A 17,242-nucleotide genomic window follows, 5' to 3' on the forward strand; every position below is an offset into this window, starting at 1 on the left:
GCCCATGCCGCACCCCAGCTCCAGCGACCCCGCCCTCGTGCTGGGCCCGCTCCTGCGGCACGTCGACCCCGTCTCCGCCACCGTCTGGGTGGAGACCGACCGGCCGTGCGAGGTCGACGTGCTGGGCCGGCGCGCCCGGACGTTCACCGTGGGCGGCCACCACTACGCGCTGGTCCTGGTGGAGGACCTCGCCCCGGGGAGCACCACGCCGTACGAGGTGCGCCTCGACGGCACGCGGGTGTGGCCGCCGCGGGACTCGGAGTTCCCGCCCAGCCGGATCCGCACGCCCGGCCGGCCCGGCCCCTTCCGGCTGGCATTCGGATCGTGCCGGTACGCCAGCCCGCAGACCGTCGAGGACTCCGAGGGCATCCCGCCGGACGCACTGGACCTCTACGCCAAGCGGCTGGTGGCGCAGCCAGAGGACCGCTGGCCCGACGCGCTGGTCCTCCTGGGCGACCAGGTGTACGCCGACGAGCTGACCGAGCACACCCGCGGGTGGCTGTCCCGCCGCCGGAGCGGAGCCGCGGAGGAGACGGCCCCGGCCGCCCAGGTCGCCGACTTCGAGGAGTACACCCAGCTCTACGTCGAGTCCTGGCAGGACCCCCAGGTCCGGTGGCTGCTCTCGACCGTCCCGTCCTCGATGATCTTCGACGACCACGAGATGATCGACGACTGGAACAGCTCGGCCGCCTGGCGCGAGAAGATCATCCGCAACGACTGGTGGACCGGCCGGATCTGCGGCGGCCTGGTCAGCTACTGGGTCTACCAGCACCTGGGCAACCTCAGCCCCCAGGAACTGGCCGACAACAAGATCTGGCGGGCGATCCAGGACCTCTCGGACGCCTCCCCGTCGGGCCCCGTGGACGCCGAACCGCTCCTGCGCGAGATGGCCGCGCGGGCCGACGAGGACCCGGCCAGCGTGCGCTGGAGCTACGTGCGGCACTGGGGGGACGTCCGGCTGGTCATGATCGACAGCCGGGCCGGCCGGGTGCTGGAGGAGACCGGCCGCCGGATGCTCGACGACGCGGAGTTCGAGTGGGTCGAGGCCGCGATGCGGCGGGCCGCCGACGAGGAGGTGCAGCACCTCGTCCTCGGCACCTCGCTGCCGTGGCTGCTCCCCCACGCCGTCGACTCGCTGGAGCGGTGGAACGCGACGCTGAACCTGACGCACCACGGCCGGTGGCGCGGACGCCTGGCCGAGGCGCTCCGGCAGATGGCCGATCTCGAGCACTGGGCGGCCTTCGGGCACTCCTTCGACCGGCTCGGCCGCGCGATCACCGGCGTCGCCCGTGGCGAGCACGGCCGGGCACCGGCGACCACGCTGGTGATCTCCGGCGACGTCCACCACGCCTACTCCGCCCAGGTGGTCGAGCCGGGCGACCTGCAGGGGCGGGTGCACCAGCTCACCGTGTCGCCGCTGCACAACCAGGCGCCGCACCCGATCAAGGTCGCCTTCCGGATCGGGTGGAGCCAGCGGGCCCGGCGGCTCTCCGAGCGGCTGGCCCGCCTGGTCGGCGCCGCACCGCGGAGCATCGAGTGGGAGAAGCAGGTCGGCCCCTACTTCGGCAACCAGATCGGTGAGCTGGTCCTGACCGGGCGGGAGGCGCGCTTCGTGCTGTCGGTGAGCGAGCGGGGATCGCAGGAGCTGACCGAGGTCGTGGACATGCCGCTGTCGGACGCCTGAGAGGGTGGAGCGGTGACGAAGCCGGCCCCCGGTCCCGACCAGCCGCCCATCCCGGTGCGGCTGGTCACCTTCAACACCCACCACGGTGTGGGCGACGACGCGCGGCACGACCTCCCCCGGCTGGCCACCCTGCTGGCGTCGGTGGACGCCGACGTCATCTGCCTGCAGGAGGTGGACCGCTACTTCGGCGAGCGGAGCGAGGACGTCGACCAGGCGCTGCTGCTCTCCCGCGCGCTGGACATGCAGCTGGCCTGGGGGCCGGCCATCGACGAGCCCCGCCCCGGCGACGAGCCGCGGCGCCAGTACGGCAACGCGCTGCTGTCGCGGCTGCCCATCCTGATCAGCGACGTCCACCGGCTGCCCGGCAGCGGGGAGCCGCGCAGCGCGCTCCGCACCATGATCGAGCTCGACGGCGGGGCGCTGTGGATCACCGCCACCCACCTGACCACCCGGTCGGCGGAGGTGCGCGGGACGCAGGTGGCGGCGCTGGCCGATCTGCACACCGAGCCGATGGACACCGGCGTCCTGGTCGGCGACTTCAACACCGGGCCCGACGCCCCCGAGCTCGACGTCCTGCGGCAGCGGTTCACCGACGCCTGGCGGCTGGCGCGGGCCCGGGACGACCAGGCGGGCTGGAAGTTCTGGCAGAAGGACGAAGGGCTGACCCACCCGGCCCACTCACCGAGCAAGCGGATCGACCACGTCTGGGTGTCCGCCGGGGTCGCCGTCGCCGGCGCATACGTGCTCGACGCCGAGGGTGCGTCGGACCACCTCCCGGTCGTCGTCGACCTCGAGGTCCGCAGCGGCGTCTGAGGCATAGGAAGCCATGCCTGCGGTTCCCGCCCCGAATGCGTAGGCATGGCTTCCTATGCCTACGCGCGGGGATCAGGCGGGTTCCGCCTCGCGGAGCCGCTGGCTGATCACCCCGGTGATGCCGTCGCCCCGCATGCTCACGCCGTAGAGGGCGTCGGCGATCTCCATCGTCCGCTTCTGGTGGGTGATGATGATCAGCTGCGACGTCGACCGCAGCTGCTCGACCAGGACGAGCAGCCGGCCGAGGTTGACGTCGTCGAGCGCGGCCTCGACCTCGTCGAGCACGTAGAACGGCGAGGGCCGGGCGCGGAAGATCGCCACCAGCAGCGCGACCGCCGTCAGCGACCGCTCGCCGCCGGAGAGGAGCGAGAGCCGCTTCACCTTCTTGCCCGGAGGGCGGGCCTCGACCTCGATGCCGGTCGTGAGCATGCTGTCGGGCTCGGTGAGCACCAGCCGTCCGGAGCCACCGGGGAAGAGCGTCGCGAACACCTGCTCGAACTCGCGGGCGACGTCGGCGAAGGCCGCGGCGAAGACGTCGTGGATGCGGTTGTCGACCTCACGGACGACGGTCAGCAGGTCCTTGCGGGTGCTCTTGAGGTCCTCCAGCTGGGTGGCGAGGAAGGTGTGCCGCTCCTCCAGCGCCGCGAACTCCTCCAGCGCCAGCGGGTTGACCTTGCCCAGGGTGGCGAGGTCGCGCTCGGCACGGGCGACCCGGCGCTCCTGCACCGCCCGGTCGTAGGGCCGGGCGTCGGGGGCGGGCTGCCCGGCCGCCTCGGCCTCGGCGACCAGCTGGGGTGACGGCGGCACCGGCGTCGCGGGCCCGTACTCGGCGAGCAGGGTCGGCAGGTCGACGCCGTACTCCTCGGCGGCCCGGTTCTCCAGCGACTCGATGCGGTAGCGCTGCTCGGTGCGCGCCACCTCGTCGCGGTGCACCTCGTCGGTGAGCCGGTCGAGCTCGGCGGTGGCCGCGCGCACCCGGCCGCGCACCTCCAGCAGCTCCGCCTCGTACGTGCTCCGGGACGACGCGAGGGCGTCCCGCTCGGCGGCGGCGCGGGCCAGCGACGCACCCAGCGCGGTCAGCGCGGACTCGGCGTCCCGGCGCACGGCGGCGGCCACGGCCGCGCCGCGTTCCCGTGCGACCCGCGCCGCGGCGGCCCGCTCCCGGGCCGCCCGCTCCTGCCGGGCCTGCCGGCGCAGCGACTCCGCCCGCCCCTGCAGGGCCCGCGCCCGCTCCTCCGCGGTGCGGACGGCGAGGCGCGCCTCCGTCTCGGCCCGCCGGGCCGTGGCGACCTCGGCGCGCAGCCGGTCCCGGTCCTCGGTGGGCGGCTCGTCGGCCACCGGCGCCGCCTGCGCCCCGGCCAGCCGCGCCTCCAGCGTCGCCAAGGCGGCGCCCGCCCGCTCCAGCGACTCCTCGGCGCGCACGCGGGCGGCCGCGTGGCGGTCGGCCTCCGCGGACGCCGAACGGGCGGCGGCGCCCAGCTCGGCCAACGCGGTCGCCTCGGCCGAGCGGGTGCGGTCGGCGGCCTGCCGGGCGGCGAGCGCCGCCTCGACGTCGGCGGAGCGGGCCTGCGCGGTACGGCGGGCCTCGGCCAGCTCGTCGGCGAGCCGCGCCGCGGCGGCGCTGGCGGTGGCGAGCTCGGCCTCGGCCTCGTCGACGCGGGCCCGGACCTCCAGGTTCGACGGCGCATCGGTCTGCCCGCCGAGCGCCCAGTCGGCGCCGAGCAGGTCGCCGGTCGCGGTGACCGCCCGCACGCGGGGGTGGGTGCGCACCAGGGTGACGGCGGCGGCGAGGTCGGGGACGAGCGCGACCCGCTCGAGGGCCCGGGCCAGCGCGGGGCGCAGCGGCTCGGGCGCCCGCACCGCGTCCAGCGCCCAGCGGATGCCCTCGGGCAGCTCCGGCCAGCCGTCACGGGGCACGGGGGGCAGTCCGCCGGTGACCAGGAGGCCGGCCCGCCCACCGCCGGTGCTGGTCAGGTGGGTCAGCGCGGCGGCGGCCTCGGCGACCCCGGAGACGACGACGGCGTCGGCCATGCCCCCGAGCGCGGCGGCGACCGCCACCTCGTCGCCCGGCGCCACGGTCAGCTGCTCGGTCAGCGGGCCGAGCACGCCGGCGAGGTCGGCGCCGAGCACGGCGGCGGCGCCGTCGGCCGGGGCGAGCCCCATCGCGAGGGCGTCCCGGCGGGCCTGCCAGGAGGCGCGGTCGCGCTCGGCGGCGCGCTCGGCCTCGGCCAGCTCGGTGACCCGGCGGGCCGCGGCGGCGTGCAGGGCGACGGCGTCCTCGTGCGCGGCGACGAGGGCGACGTCGGTGTCCTCCTGCTCGGTGACCCGGCCGCGGCGGTCGGCCAGCCGCTCGGCGGCGACCTCGGCGCGGTCGGCGGCCTCGGCGGCGGCGAGCGTCAGCCGGTCGATCTCGGCCTGACCGGCCCCGACCCGGGACCGCGCCGCGGCGACCTCGCCCGACAGCCGGGCCAGGCTCTCGCGCCGGTCGGCGAGCGCGCGGGCCGCGGCGACCCACGCCGTCTCCGCGTCGGCGAGCGACCGCTCCAGCTCCGCGCGGCCGGCCACGACCCTGCCGAGCCGCTCCCGCTCGGCAGCCAGACCGGCGGCGAGCTCGGCCTCGGTCGCGGCGACCCTGTCGGCCTCGGCCTCCAGCTGGTCGGGATCACGCCCGGCCGCGGCGGCCGGCGCGGCCGCGGACAGGTGCCGGTGCCGCTCGGCGGCCAGCTGCGCCACGCTGCGGAAGCGCTCGCCGAGCGCGGAGAGCCGGTACCAGGTGTCGGAGGCGACCTGCAGCTGCGGGGCCGTCTCCGCCAGCGTGCTCTCCAGCGCCCCCTCCCGGCGGGAGACCTCGGCCAGCTCGCGCTCGACGAGCGTGCGCCGGGCCCGGGCGGCGGTCTCGTCGGCGACGTCCCGGTCGAGGGCGTCGCGCAGCTGCACGAGGTCGTCGGCGAGCAGCCGGAGGCGGGCGTCGCGCAGGTCGGCCTGGACGCCTGCGGCGCGGCGGGCCACCTCCGCCTGCCGGCCGAGCGGCTTGAGCTGACGACGCAGCTCGGCGGTGAGGTCGGCGAGCCGGTCGAGGTTGGCCTGCATCCCGTCGAGCTTGCGGAGCGCCTTCTCCTTGCGCTTGCGGTGCTTGAGGACGCCGGCCGCCTCCTCGATGAACGCGCGGCGGTCCTCGGGACGGCCGGACAGGACGGCGTCGAGCTGGCCCTGACCGACGATGACGTGCATCTCGCGGCCGATGCCGGAGTCGCTGAGCAGTTCCTGGACGTCGAGCAGCCGCACCTTGTCGCCGTTGATCTCGTACTCGCTCTCACCGGAGCGGTACATGCGGCGGGTGATCGACACCTCGGTGTACTCGATCGGCAGGGCGCCGTCGGCGTTGTCGATCGTGAGCGTCACCTCGGCCCGGCCCAGCGCGGGGCGGCCGGCGGTGCCGGCGAAGATGACGTCCTCCATCTTGCCGCCGCGCAGGCTCTTGGCGCCCTGCTCGCCGAGCACCCAGGCGATGGCGTCGACGACGTTGGACTTGCCCGACCCGTTGGGGCCGACGACGGCGGTGATCCCCGGCTCGAGCCGCAGTGTGGTCGCGGACGCGAAGGACTTGAAGCCCTTCAGCGTGAGGCTCGACAGGTGCACGGGAAGAGGACTCTAGCCGCGATCCTCCCCGGTCAGGGGAACGGCGAGGCCGGTGGTGCCGGTGGGACGGGGCCGGTCAGGCCAGCGCGGGCTCGGCGTTGTCGCCGGCCAGGGAGAGCAGCTCGTGGGCGATGGCGTGGTCGCGCTGCGCCCGCATCTCGGCGAGCTCCTCCTCGAGCCGGCGCACCTTGGCCCGGAGAGCGGCGTTCTCCTCCACCATCCGGAGTTCCGCGAGGGTGACGACCGAACCGAACAGGGCCTTGGCCATGGCTGTGACGGCCTTTCACGAGCGAGAGGGGGTGACTGGCGCCCCGGGAACCGGTCGGCGCGGTGCTGGTCCTCCCAGGGTGACAGTCACCGCCTGCCTTGGCAACGGCGCCACAGCGAGGCTCACGTGTCCGGGTGATGTCGCGTTCGTCACTCCGTGGTGAACGTCCGCACCCCGCGCGGCTGCTCGTCGCGGACGTCGACCCGCGTCACGGTGCCGGGTGCGTCCGGGCCGTCCAGTGCGCCCAGGACCCGGGCCACGGCGTCGTCGTCGCCCTCGAGGACGACCTCGACCCGGCCGTCGGGGAGGTTGGTGGCCGAGCCGGACACCCCCGCGCGCTCGGCGCGGCCGCGCACGAACCACCGGTACCCGACGCCCTGGACGTGCCCCGAGACGACGGCGACCGCGCGGCGGCTCATGACCGCCGGGTCCGCGGGCGGGGCTGGCAGGCCGGGCAGCTGTAGCTCGACCGGTTCATGAACGACTCGCGGCGGATCGCCGTCCCGCACCGCGGGCACGGCCGGTCGCCCTGCCCGTAGACGGCCAGGAACCGGGAGAAGTAGCCGCTCTGGCCGTTGACGTCGACGTACAGCGAGTCGAACGAGGTCCCGCCCTGGGCGAGCGCCTCGCCCAGCACGTCGCGGACGCCGTCGAGCAGGTCGGCGACCTGGGCGCGGGTGAGCTTGTCGGTCGGGCGGGCGCCGTGCAGGCGGGCCCGCCACAGCGCCTCGTCGGCGTAGATGTTGCCGACGCCGCCGATGAGGGTCTGGTCGAGCAGCGCCCGCTTGACCTCGGTGCGGCGGCGGCGGAGCGCGGCCGAGAAGGCGTCGACGTCGAAGGAGGGGTCGAGCGGGTCGATCGCGATGTGCGCGAGGCGGGCCGGGATCCTCTCCCCCTCGCTCTCCTCCACGGCCAGGCCCCCGAACGTGCGCTGGTCGACGAAGCGCAGCTCCCGGCCGCCGTCGGTGAAGGTGAACCGGGCCCGCAGGTGGGTCTCGTCCGGCGCCGAGGGCTTCTCGACCAGGAGCTGACCGCTCATGCCGAGGTGGGCGACGAGCGACCGCCCCGACGGGGCGCCGTCGGGCTCGGCGAGGGGCAGCCAGAGGTACTTGCCGCGCCGGTGGGCCGCGGCGAGCGTGCGCCCGGTGAGCACCTGCACGAAGTGGTCGGGGCCCTCGAGGTGCCGGCGGACGGCGCGCGGGTGGTGCACCTCGACGGCGGCCACGGTGCGGCCGGCCACCCACTGCTCCAGGCCCCGGCGCACCACCTCGACCTCGGGCAGCTCCGGCATGGCTCAGTCCTCCGACAACGAGCGATAGGCGGCCTCGGCGGCCTCCTGCTCGGCGGCCTTCTTCGTGCGACCGTGGCCGGTGCCGCGGACCAGGCCGGCCAGCAGCACCGCCGCGGTGAACGTCTTGGCGTGGTCGGGGCCCTCGTCGTCCACCCGGTAGACGGGCGCACCGAGGCCCTGGGCGGCGCCGAGCTCCTGGAGGCTGGTCTTCCAGTCCAGGCCGGCCCCGCGGGTGGCCGCCTCGACCAGCAGCGGGTCGAACAGCCGGTGCACGATCGCCGCGGCGGTGTCCAGCCCGCAGCCGAGGTGGATCGCGCCGATCAGCGCCTCGAGCGCGTCGGCGAGGATCGAGTCCTTCTCCCGGCCGCCGGTGGTCTCCTCGCCGCGCCCGAGCAGCAGGTGCGGGCCGAGGCCGCCGTCGCCGAGCCGGCGGGCGACCTTCGCCAGCGAGGTCATGTTGACCACCGAGGCACGCAGCTTGGCCAGCTGACCCTCGGGGAGGTCGGGCTGGCTGCGGTAGAGCTCGTCGGTGACGACCAGCCCGAGCACCGAGTCGCCCAGGAACTCCAGGCGCTCGTTGGTCGGCAGGCCGCCGTTCTCGTACGCGAACGACCGGTGGGTCAGCGTCAGCCCGAGCAGGTCACCCGGCAGTGCGACGCCCAGGGCGTCGTCCAGCCAGGCGGCGGCCCGCTCGGTGTGCGCCGCTCCCCCGGGGTCGGGGACCGTGCCGGGGGCGCGGCCGCCTCCGGCATCCTCGGCAGGATGCGTGGCGGCGGCCGTCGTCCCCATGGCGGTGGTGGTGCGAGAGGTCAGACGGAGAGGACCTGGCGGCCGTCGTACTGGCCGCAGGTGGGGCAGGCCTGGTGCGGGGGCTTGAGCTCGCCGCAGGCGCGGTTGGGGCACGGCGACAGGGTCGGCGCGGTGGCCTTCCACTGCGACCGGCGCATGCGGGTGTTGGCCCGCGACATCTTCCGCTTCGGAACGGCCACGATCAGTTCTCCTCTGGGGTGGTGGATTCGCCGGGGGTGTCCGGCGAGGAAGCGAAACGGTCCGCGAGGGCGGCCCAGCGCGGGTCGGTGACCTCGTGGGTGTGGTCGGCCGGCAGGTCGTCGACCCGCTGACCGCAGCCGACGCAGAGGCCGCCGCAGTCGTCGGTGCAGACGGGCGCCAGCGGGAGGCTCAGGACGACGGTGTCCCGCGCCAGCGGCTCGAGGTCGAGGAAGTCGCCCTCGACCCGGCGCACCTCGTCCTCCTCGCTCGTCGCCTCCGTGGTGCTGCCCGAGTAGGCGTACAGCTCCTGGACGTCGAGGGAGAGCGTGTCCTCGATCGGCTCGAGGCAGCGGGCGCAGGAGCCGACGACGGGGACGTCGAGCTCGCCGGTGACGAGCACGCCCTCCATGACCGACTCGAGCCGCAGCCGGACGCGGACCTCGGCGGACTCGGGGACCCCGATGAGCTCGACCCGCCAGTCACCCGGCGCGGGCGCGGTCCGCTCGATCTCGTGCAGCGAGCCCGCGCGCCGGCCCAGTTCCCGGAGGTCGACCTTCCAGGGGTTGGCGGCGGGACGCCGGTCCTCGGAGGACGCGGCGCCGGGGCGGTTCGGCTGAGCGCTAGGCATGTCGGTACTCGCGGTCGGTAGCGGGGGGATGGCCGGCCGGGGCGGAGAGCCACCGATGGCCGGACCAGGGATCGAGACTACCCGATCGCCCTGCGGGTCGGTCCGTGCGGAAGGTCTCAGGGCTCGCGCAGGGTGGTGCGGGCCTTGTCGACGGAGCGGAGCATCCGCTCCAGCGTCGCCCCGAACTCGGCGAGCCGGGTGTCGACGTACTCGTCGACCTCGCTCCGCATCCGGGCCGCGTCGGCGTGCGACTGCGCCCCGAGCTCGTCGGCGCGGTCGACCGCCGTGCGGTACACCTCGGTCTCGGTGATCAGCCGCTCGTGCTCGGCGTGGGCCTCGGCGATGAGGGCGGCGCGGTGCCGGCGGCCCTCGGCGACCAGCGCCTCGGCCTCGGCCTCGGCATCGAGGACGATCTGATCGGCGTCGGCCTGCGCCGCGGCGAGCAGGTCGTCGCGCTGACGGCGAGCGGTGCCGAGGATCTCGTCGCGCTGGCGGCGGGCCTGCGCGATCAGCTGCTCGGCCTCCGCCCGGGTGCTGCCGGTCAGCCGCTCCGCCTCGGCCTGCGCCGCGGACAGGATCTCGGTGCGCTGCTCGACGATGGCGCCGGCGGCCTGGACGTCCTCGGGCAGCGACTCCCGCAGGTCGTCGAGCAGGTCCAGCACGTGGTCGCGCGGCACCATGCAGGAACTCGACATGGGCATGCTGCGGGCGTTCTCGATGACCGTCGTCAGCTCGTCGACCGTCTCGTAGAGCCGGTAGACGACCTCGGTCGTGGAGCTGCGCGGCGGGCGGGTCATCGGCCGGCCCGCCGGGCGTGCTCGGCCAGCCGGTCGTGCACCGCCTTGGGCACCAGCCGCGAGACGTCACCGCCGAAGGTGGCGATCTGCTTGACCAGGCTGGAGGACAGGTGGCCCACCTGCGGTGCGGTGGGCACGAAGAGGGTCTCGACGGCGGCCAGCTCACGGTTCATCTGGGCCATCTGCAGCTCGTACTCGAAGTCGCTGACCGCGCGCAGCCCCTTGACGATCACCGGGATGTCGTGGCTGCGGCAGTAGTCGACCAGCAGGCCGGAGAAGCTGTCGACGGTGACGTTGGGCAGCTCGGAGACGGCGTCGCGCAGCAGCTCCATGCGCTCCTCGACCGGGAAGAGCCCGGCCTTGCCCGGGTTGACCAGCACGGCCACGACCAGCTCGTCGTAGAGCCCGGCGGCCCGGTTGATGACGTCGACGTGCCCGTTGGTGACCGGATCGAAGGAACCTGGGCAGACGGCACGCCTCACGGACGCCGACCGTACCGGAGCACGGCCTCGCCGTAGCGGCGATCGCGCAGACCTTCCAGGGGTGTCGGCCATTCCCAGGGCTGTTCGCGGCTGGACCGCTCGACCACGACGACGCCGCCGGGCAGCAGCCACCCGCCGGTGACCAGGGTGCGGAGCACGTCCTGCACCTCGTCCGCGGCGACGTCGTAGGGCGGGTCGGCGAGCACGACGTCGAAGGCAGCCGGCGGCGCGCCGGCGAGGACCGCGGGCACCGAACCGGCGATCACACGGCCCCCGGGCAGCCCGACGGCGGCCAGGTTGGCCCGCAGGACGGGCAGCACGCGGGGGCCGGACTCCACGAAGACGACGGACGCCGCCCCGCGGGAGAGCGCCTCGAGGCCCAGCGCTCCCGAGCCGGCGTACAGGTCGAGCACCGCCGCGCCGTCGAGGTCCACCAGCGAGCCGAGCGAGTTGAACAGCGCCCCGCGGGCCTTGTCACCGGTCGGCCGCACGCCGGCCGGCGGCACCGCGAGCCGCCGCCCGCGGGCGAGCCCCGAGATCACCCGTGTCACGCCTTCTCCAACCACTCGGCGCGCTCGTCGCTGGCGAGGGCCGCGACCTCCGCGGCCAGGCCGGGGTGGTCGGCGAGCCCGCGGTCGGTGGACAGCAGCGCGGTCGCCTCGGCGCGGGCCCCGGCGATCAGCTCCTCGTCCGCCAGCAGCGACAGCAGCTTGATGCCCGAGCGCCGGCCGGACTGCGCGGCGCCGAGGACGTCGCCCTCCCGCCGGGTCTCGAGGTCCAGCCGGGCGAGCTCGAAGCCGTCGGAGGTGGACGCGACGGCGGCCAGCCGCTGCCCGGTGGGCGACGACGACGGCGCCTCGGTGACCAGCAGGCAGAGACCGGCGTGCGCGCCGCGGGCGACCCGGCCGCGCAGCTGGTGCAGCTGGCTGACGCCGAACCGGTCGGCGTCCATGACGACCATGACCGTGGCGTTCGGGACGTCCACCCCGACCTCGACGACCGTGGTGGCGACGAGCACGTCGATCTCCCCCGCGGCGAAGGCGCGCATGACGGCGTCCTTCTCCTCGGGGGTCATCCGGCCGTGCAGGACGTCGAGCCGCAGGCCGGCCAGCGGGCCGCTGCGCAGGATCTCGGCGACGTCGAGGACGGCCAGCGGTGGCCGCCGGTCGCTGCGGCCCTCCTCCTCGGCGGGGGCGCCGTCGGCGTCCTCGGGCTCGTCGTCGGGGCCGGCCTTGTCGTCCGGGCTGTCGCCGATGCGCGGGCACACCACGTAGGCCTGGCGGCCGGCGGCGATCTCCTCCCGGAGCCGCACCCACGCGCGGTCCAGCCAGGCCGGCTTCTCGACGACCGGCACCACCGAGCTCGTGACGCCCCCGCGGCCGCTCGGGAGCTGCCGGAGGGTGGAGATCTCCAGGTCGCCGTAGACGGTCATCGCCACCGTGCGGGGGATCGGCGTGGCCGTCATCACGAGGACGTGCGGCGGCCGGCTGCCCTTGGCGCGCAGCGCGTCGCGCTGCTCCACGCCGAAGCGGTGCTGCTCGTCGACGACGACGAGGCCGAGGTCGGCGAACTCGACGCCCTCCTGCAGCAGGGCGTGGGTGCCGACGACGATGCCCGCCCGCCCCTCCGCGACCTCGGCGCGCGCCTCGCGTCGGGCGGCGGTCCTGAGCGAGCCCGTGAGCAGGGTGACCCGGGTGCCGGCGGGGTCGCCGTCGAGCTCCCCGGCACGGCCGAGCGGGCCGAGCAGCGCGCGGATGCCGCGGGCGTGCTGGGCGGCGAGGACCTCGGTGGGAGCGAGCAGCGCGGCCTGTCCCCCGGCGTCGACGACCTGGGCCATGGCGCGCAGGGCGACGACGGTCTTGCCCGACCCCACCTCGCCCTGGAGCAGCCGGTGCATCGGCTGGTCCCGGTCGAGCTCGGCGGCCAGCTCCTCCCCCACGGCCCGCTGGCCGTCGGTGAGGGCGAAGGGCAGGGCGGCGTCGACGGCGTCGAGCAGGCCGCCGGCCTTCCGGGGGCGGGCGGTGCCCGGCTCCAGCGCGGCGGCCCGCCGGCGGGCGGCGAGGGTGAGCTGGAGGGTGAGCGCCTCGTCCCACTTCAGCCGGTGCTCGGCGCGCTCGACGTCTTCCGTGGTGGTGGGCCGGTGGATGTCGAGGAGGGCCGCGGCGAGCGGGAGCAGGCCGTGCCGCACGCGGATCTCCTCGGGCAGCGGGTCCTCGACGAGGTCGCCGAACCCCCCGCCGCCGCCCACCAGCAGCCGGATCGACTTCTGGATGACCCAGCTGGAGACGTCCTTGCTCGCCGGGTAGATCGGTACGAGCGCGCGCGCCCAGTCGGTGTCGTCGTCCGAGGCGTCGATCAGGTGCATGTCGGGGTGGGCGAACTGCTTCTCCCCCCGGTACTCGCCGACGGTGCCGGCGAACATGCCCCAGGCGTTCACCTTCAGGTGTGCGTGGCGGTGGTTGAAGAAGACCAGCTTCATCCGGCCGCTGCCGTCGCCGACGACGACCTCGGTGAGGCTGCCCCGGCGGTTGCGCATGGGGCGCGTCGTGACGCTCCTGACCTGCGCCAGGACCGTGACGCGGTCACCCACCTGGACGTCGGCGAGGTCGGCCTGCTCGCCCCGCCGGGCGTAGCGGCGGGGGTAGTGCCGGAGCAGGTGGCGGACGGTGTGCAGGCCGAGCTGCTCGGCCATGCCGGTGGCGGTCTTCGGGCCGAGCACCTTGGCCAGCGGCGTCTCCAGCGTCACCGCCACGGTCACTCCACCCCGATCTGCAGCGGGAGCGAGCTGGGACCGCCGTCGTAGCGGACGACCTCGATGGTGGGGTGGGCCGAGGAGAGGTGGCCGCACACGGTGTCACCGAGGCCGGTGTCCGTGCCGACGACGAGGGTCGCCATCTCCCCGCCCGCGGAGAGCAGCCGGTCGAGCAGGTCGCAGGCGACGGCGGACGGCTCCGCCCCGATCACCACGACGTCGCCCTCCGCCGAGCCCAGGACGTCGCCCGGGTGGCAGCGGCCGGCGGAGGTCAGCGCCTCCTGGTCGGCGACGGTGACCTCGGCCCAGCGGGTGGCCGCGGCGGCCTCGGCCATGGCGATGACGTCGTCGCCGAAGCGCCGTCCGGGGTCGGTGACCGCCACGGCGGCGAGCCCCTGCACCGGGGACCGGGTGGGCACCACCCCGATCTCGCGACCGGCCTCGCGGGCCCGCGTGGCCGCCCGGGATGCGTCCGGGAGGAGGCCGACGTCGTTGGGCAGCACGACGACCTCCTGCGCACCCGAGGCGACGATCTCGTCGACGAAGTCGTCCTCGGTGATGCCGCCCGGGCCGCAGACGAGGACGCGGGCGCCCTCGGCGCGGAACAACTCGGCCAGGCCGTCGCTGTGCACGGCCGCGACGACGGCGCGCAGCCCCGCCACGGGTGCCGGCGGGGGCACCGGCGCGAGCGGGGTGACGGAGATGCGGTGCGGCCGGCCGGCCTCGATGCCGGCCTCGATGGCGGCGCCGACGTCGGAGACGTGCACGTGGACGTTCCACTCCCGGCCGGTGGGCGTGTCGACCCCGACGACGACGAGGCTGTCACCGAGCGCGGCGAGCCGCTGGTGCAGGCGGGCCACGGCGGCCTCGTCGGTGTCGGCCAGCAGGTACTGCACCTCGCTGCCCGGGCCGGGCGGCGGTTGGTGCGGTGCGTGCTCGTGGCCGTGCCGCCGGCGGTGCCGGTCGGGACCGTCCAGGGCCGGCCGGACCGGCTGGACGCCGGTGACGGTGCGCACGAGGGCGTCGAGGACGAGGCACAGCCCGGCACCGCCGGCGTCGACCACTCCGGCCTCGCGGAGGACGGCGAGCTGCCCGGGGGTGCGGTCGAGGGCCGCGCGGGCGCCGTCGGCGGCGGCCCGGACGACGTCGGCGAGCGTGGTGCGCCTCTCGTCGACGGCGGTGACGGCACCCTCCCCGGCGGCCCGGGCGACGGTGAGGAAGGTGCCCTCCTCCGGATCGGCGACCGCCGCGTAGGAGCCCTCGGCGGCCTTCCGCAGCGCGCCCGCGAGGGCCGGGCCGTCGGCCGGTGGCTGGTCGGCTAGCTGGTCGGCCAGCCCGCGCAGGAGCTGGGCGAGGATCGTGCCGGAGTTGCCGCGTGCGGCGAGGACCGCGCCGCGGGCCATGACGGCCCAGGCGGGCTCGTGGGCCTCCGCCGACTCCAGGGCGGCCAGGGCGCCTTCCGCGGTGTGCAGCAGGTTGGTGCCGGTGTCGCCGTCGGGGACCGGGAAGACGTTGAGGTCGTCGAGCCGGCTCCGGGAGTCGGACAGCGCCTCGACCGCGGCGCGGCACCACTGACCGACCGCGGCGTCGTCCAGCGCCGGCAGCACGGGTGGGAGGCTACCCACCCGGGGCGACAGGTCCCGGCGCCGCGGGGCGCTCGGCACCCGGATCGGGGCGCGTCCGGAGGCCACCGCGACGCCCCGTCCGGGAAGCGGTTAGACTCGACGACGGTCTTGATGCGGGTGCTGCCTTGCCCCGCCGTCTGTGAACGATTCTTCTGGGAGTGATCAACCGTGGCTGCCAACTGCGATGTGTGTGGCAAGGGCCCCGGTTTCGGTATGTCGGTGTCGCACTCGCACCGCCGCACGCCGCGCCGTTGGAACCCGAACATCCAGTCCGTGCGGGCGCTGATCGCCCCCGGCAACCGTCGCCGGATCAACGCGTGCACCTCGTGCATCCGCGCCGGCAAGGTCGTCCGCGGCTGAGCCGAGGGGCCTGACCCTCGAACTGAGCACGACGAACCCCGGAGGTCACCGGCCTCCGGGGTTCCTCGCGTGCTCGGCGCCCACCTAGCTGTAGTGCCACGAGCGTTGTCGACGGCATGGCGGGATGCGACAGCAGGAGGACCTCCGGGCGAAGGTGTGGGTGCCGACGCCTCACCGACGACCCGGAGGTCCCGCGTCTCACGCCCAGGCCTGGCTGACCGTTCACGGCCGGGCGGAACTGGTTCGCTCCTAGCGGTCGCGGTGGCCAAGGAGAGCGCCTCCAGGTCCTCGGTCCGTGTTAACCCGGTGTTTGCCGACTCGATTACCGGCGTTCCGATCACGTAGCGGAACCGCCCCGCTCCCGTGCGGTAGGAATTGCAGGCCACAAGGGGTGGCAAGGTCCTCACGGGTCGGAGTGGATGAATGCGCGCTCGCACAAGCTTTCCTCGATCTCACTGCTGACCATCGGCGCTCTCGTCCTGGGAGCACCCCACGCCTCGGCCGATCCGACGAAGCCGCCCGTGCCCGTAGAAGCAGGTGTTCCGGCTCGGCCAGGTGAGTCCCCTCCCGGCGGCGACACAGAAATCGGTCTCACCCCCGAGGAGACATCGACGATCGGCGCCATCCCACTGGTGTCGCCGGAGATGGATGACCTGGCCGACGAGATAACCGCAACGTTCAGCGAGGACCCCAGGTTCTCGGCCGCCGAGATCGGCAAGAACAACGAGAAGATCATCGTTCACTGGCATGGAGAGATCGACTCTGCTCTGAGGAAGATGGTCAAGCGGCATCCCAAGGTGCCCGTCATCTACCACCAGACGGCGCATCTCCCAGGAGATCTGCGGAGTGCCGCCGACACGCTCATGGACTCGGTGCCGGAGGTGACCGGCGTCGCCGTCAACTTCGACGGGTCGGGGATCGAAGTGTCCATCGGCCAAGCCGCTGGAGCCAGCCGCCTGGAGGTGGTCGAGCGCTTCATCGAGACGACCGTCGACTTCCCGGTGGAGGTCACGCATGAGGACGAGGCGCTCGCCGCAGCGGATCGCGGTTTCGACGAGTACCACTTGGGCGGCGGTCTGCTGCACGACTACGTAGCCGGATACTCGTTCCATTCCTGCACCGCTGGCTTCGCGGTCGAGAAGGACGGCGTGGATGGAATGATGTTCGCTGCCCATTGCGGCCCCGAATCCATGCAATGGATAATCTCGGACCGCGTGAACAACCCCGGCGTGGCGCAGTACTACGGGAAGACGATCCTGCGGAACACCAGCTACGACGGTGCCATCATCAGCTCCACATACTCTTATCCATATGTGCATGTAGGTGGAGTGCGCAGCACCACGATCTCCCCCATCTCAGGGCAGGCGTACGCCAATCCGGGTGACCGCGTCTGTTACAGCGGCGCCTTCACCGGAACCAGGTGCGACAGCATCGTCCAGAACACCTACCGGCGGATCGCGCTGAGCGGGCAGCCCGACCTGCAGGATGTCCGCGTCTTCGAAACGGTGTCGGCGGATGGCAACGCCGCAGCGGGAAATGGGGACAGCGGCGGACCGGTCTACACCATCCGTAACGACGGCACCCGGACCGCCGTGGGAATCATCTCGGCGATGCCCATGACGGCCACGGCGGAAGCCTGCGCGACCACCGCAACGCCTGGGGGCGCCGGTCGCCTGTGCAGCGCCACGGTCTATGCCGGCGCCGTCTCGTCCATCGCGATCCAAACCGGCTGGAACGTGAAGGTCAGGTGAGCGCGGAGGCGGCAGGGTGCACCGGATGTCCCCGCCGCCTCCTGCTCCACCGGGTCGAGCACCCCGCTGCACTCGGGCCAAGGGGAGAGACTGAGGCTCGTCGAGGAGGAATCGTGCGTGAAGCGTCCGTCGTGAGGCAGTTCATCGGCTTCCCTCCCGCTG

The 17,242-nt window shown here is 74.4% G+C and carries 16 protein-coding genes; 4 read left to right on the top strand and 12 right to left on the bottom strand.

Annotated elements, in window-relative coordinates; all coding sequences use genetic code 11:
• The first annotated feature begins 4 nt into the window (after positions 1–4).
• Entirely contained in the window at positions 5–1,684 is a 1,680-nt protein-coding gene (locus ABDB74_RS15600; protein ID WP_346619676.1) for an alkaline phosphatase D family protein, read from the top strand.
• Positions 1,685–1,696: 12 nt separating this feature from the next.
• On the top strand, positions 1,697–2,497 hold the full coding sequence (locus tag ABDB74_RS15605; RefSeq protein WP_346619677.1) for an endonuclease/exonuclease/phosphatase family protein: 801 nt from the start codon (positions 1,697–1,699) through the stop codon (positions 2,495–2,497).
• Between the two features lie 72 nt (positions 2,498–2,569).
• Here ABDB74_RS15605 and smc read toward each other — a convergent pair whose 3' ends face one another.
• The 12 genes from smc to ABDB74_RS15665 all read right to left on the bottom strand — a co-directional run bounded on the left by smc (position 2,570) and on the right by ABDB74_RS15665 (position 14,951).
• On the bottom strand, positions 2,570–6,136 hold the full coding sequence (gene smc, locus ABDB74_RS15610; RefSeq protein WP_346619678.1) for a chromosome segregation protein SMC: 3,567 nt from the start codon (positions 6,134–6,136) through the stop codon (positions 2,570–2,572).
• A gap of 76 nt (positions 6,137–6,212) precedes the next feature.
• Positions 6,213–6,404: a hypothetical protein gene (locus ABDB74_RS15615; RefSeq protein ID WP_346619679.1), complete on the bottom strand. Its 192-nt coding sequence runs from the start codon at positions 6,402–6,404 to the stop codon at positions 6,213–6,215.
• 149 nt (positions 6,405–6,553) lie between these two features.
• Positions 6,554–6,823: an acylphosphatase gene (locus ABDB74_RS15620; RefSeq protein ID WP_346619680.1), complete on the bottom strand. Its 270-nt coding sequence runs from the start codon at positions 6,821–6,823 to the stop codon at positions 6,554–6,556.
• The gene (gene mutM, locus ABDB74_RS15625) at positions 6,820–7,695 is read right to left on the bottom strand and encodes a bifunctional DNA-formamidopyrimidine glycosylase/DNA-(apurinic or apyrimidinic site) lyase (RefSeq protein WP_346619681.1); all 876 of its coding nucleotides are present in this window, start codon (positions 7,693–7,695) and stop codon (positions 6,820–6,822) included. Before mutM ends, ABDB74_RS15620 begins: the two co-directional genes overlap by 4 nt.
• Positions 7,696–7,698: 3 nt before the next feature.
• Positions 7,699–8,484 (bottom strand): ribonuclease III, encoded by a 786-nt coding sequence (rnc, locus tag ABDB74_RS15630; RefSeq protein ID WP_346619682.1) that lies wholly within the window; start codon positions 8,482–8,484, stop codon positions 7,699–7,701.
• Between the two features lie 20 nt (positions 8,485–8,504).
• Positions 8,505–8,684: a 50S ribosomal protein L32 gene (rpmF, locus tag ABDB74_RS15635; RefSeq protein WP_014377519.1), complete on the bottom strand. Its 180-nt coding sequence runs from the start codon at positions 8,682–8,684 to the stop codon at positions 8,505–8,507.
• Between the two features lie 2 nt (positions 8,685–8,686).
• Entirely contained in the window at positions 8,687–9,313 is a 627-nt protein-coding gene (locus ABDB74_RS15640) for a DUF177 domain-containing protein (protein ID WP_346619683.1), read from the bottom strand.
• 116 nt (positions 9,314–9,429) lie between these two features.
• A complete protein-coding gene (locus ABDB74_RS15645) occupies positions 9,430–10,110 on the bottom strand; it encodes a hypothetical protein (RefSeq protein WP_346619684.1) in 681 nt (226 codons plus the stop codon).
• A complete protein-coding gene (coaD, locus tag ABDB74_RS15650; RefSeq protein ID WP_346619685.1) occupies positions 10,107–10,592 on the bottom strand; it encodes a pantetheine-phosphate adenylyltransferase in 486 nt (161 codons plus the stop codon). Before coaD ends, ABDB74_RS15645 begins: the two co-directional genes overlap by 4 nt.
• Complete coding sequence (rsmD, locus tag ABDB74_RS15655) at positions 10,589–11,143, bottom strand: 16S rRNA (guanine(966)-N(2))-methyltransferase RsmD (protein ID WP_346619686.1); 555 nt, start codon at positions 11,141–11,143, stop codon at positions 10,589–10,591. Before rsmD ends, coaD begins: the two co-directional genes overlap by 4 nt.
• Positions 11,140–13,344 (bottom strand): ATP-dependent DNA helicase RecG, encoded by a 2,205-nt coding sequence (recG, locus tag ABDB74_RS15660; protein ID WP_346619687.1) that lies wholly within the window; start codon positions 13,342–13,344, stop codon positions 11,140–11,142. The genes rsmD and recG overlap by 4 nt, the downstream gene beginning before the upstream one ends.
• Before the next feature lie 2 nt (positions 13,345–13,346).
• The gene (locus ABDB74_RS15665) at positions 13,347–14,951 is read right to left on the bottom strand and encodes a DAK2 domain-containing protein (protein WP_346619688.1); all 1,605 of its coding nucleotides are present in this window, start codon (positions 14,949–14,951) and stop codon (positions 13,347–13,349) included.
• Between the two features lie 186 nt (positions 14,952–15,137).
• On the opposite strand from ABDB74_RS15665, the gene rpmB reads away from it, so the two are divergent.
• Together rpmB and ABDB74_RS15675 are read left to right on the top strand one after the other, a co-directional pair.
• Positions 15,138–15,329, top strand: coding sequence for a 50S ribosomal protein L28 (gene rpmB / locus ABDB74_RS15670; RefSeq protein WP_346619689.1), 192 nt, complete (start codon positions 15,138–15,140; stop codon positions 15,327–15,329).
• A gap of 419 nt (positions 15,330–15,748) precedes the next feature.
• Positions 15,749–17,080 (top strand): trypsin-like serine protease, encoded by a 1,332-nt coding sequence (locus ABDB74_RS15675; RefSeq protein WP_346619690.1) that lies wholly within the window; start codon positions 15,749–15,751, stop codon positions 17,078–17,080.
• The last annotated feature ends 162 nt before the right edge of the window (positions 17,081–17,242 follow it).

This window comes from Blastococcus sp. HT6-4, from assembly GCF_039679125.1.
GTDB classification, from domain to species: Bacteria; Actinomycetota; Actinomycetes; order Mycobacteriales; family Geodermatophilaceae; genus Blastococcus; species Blastococcus montanus.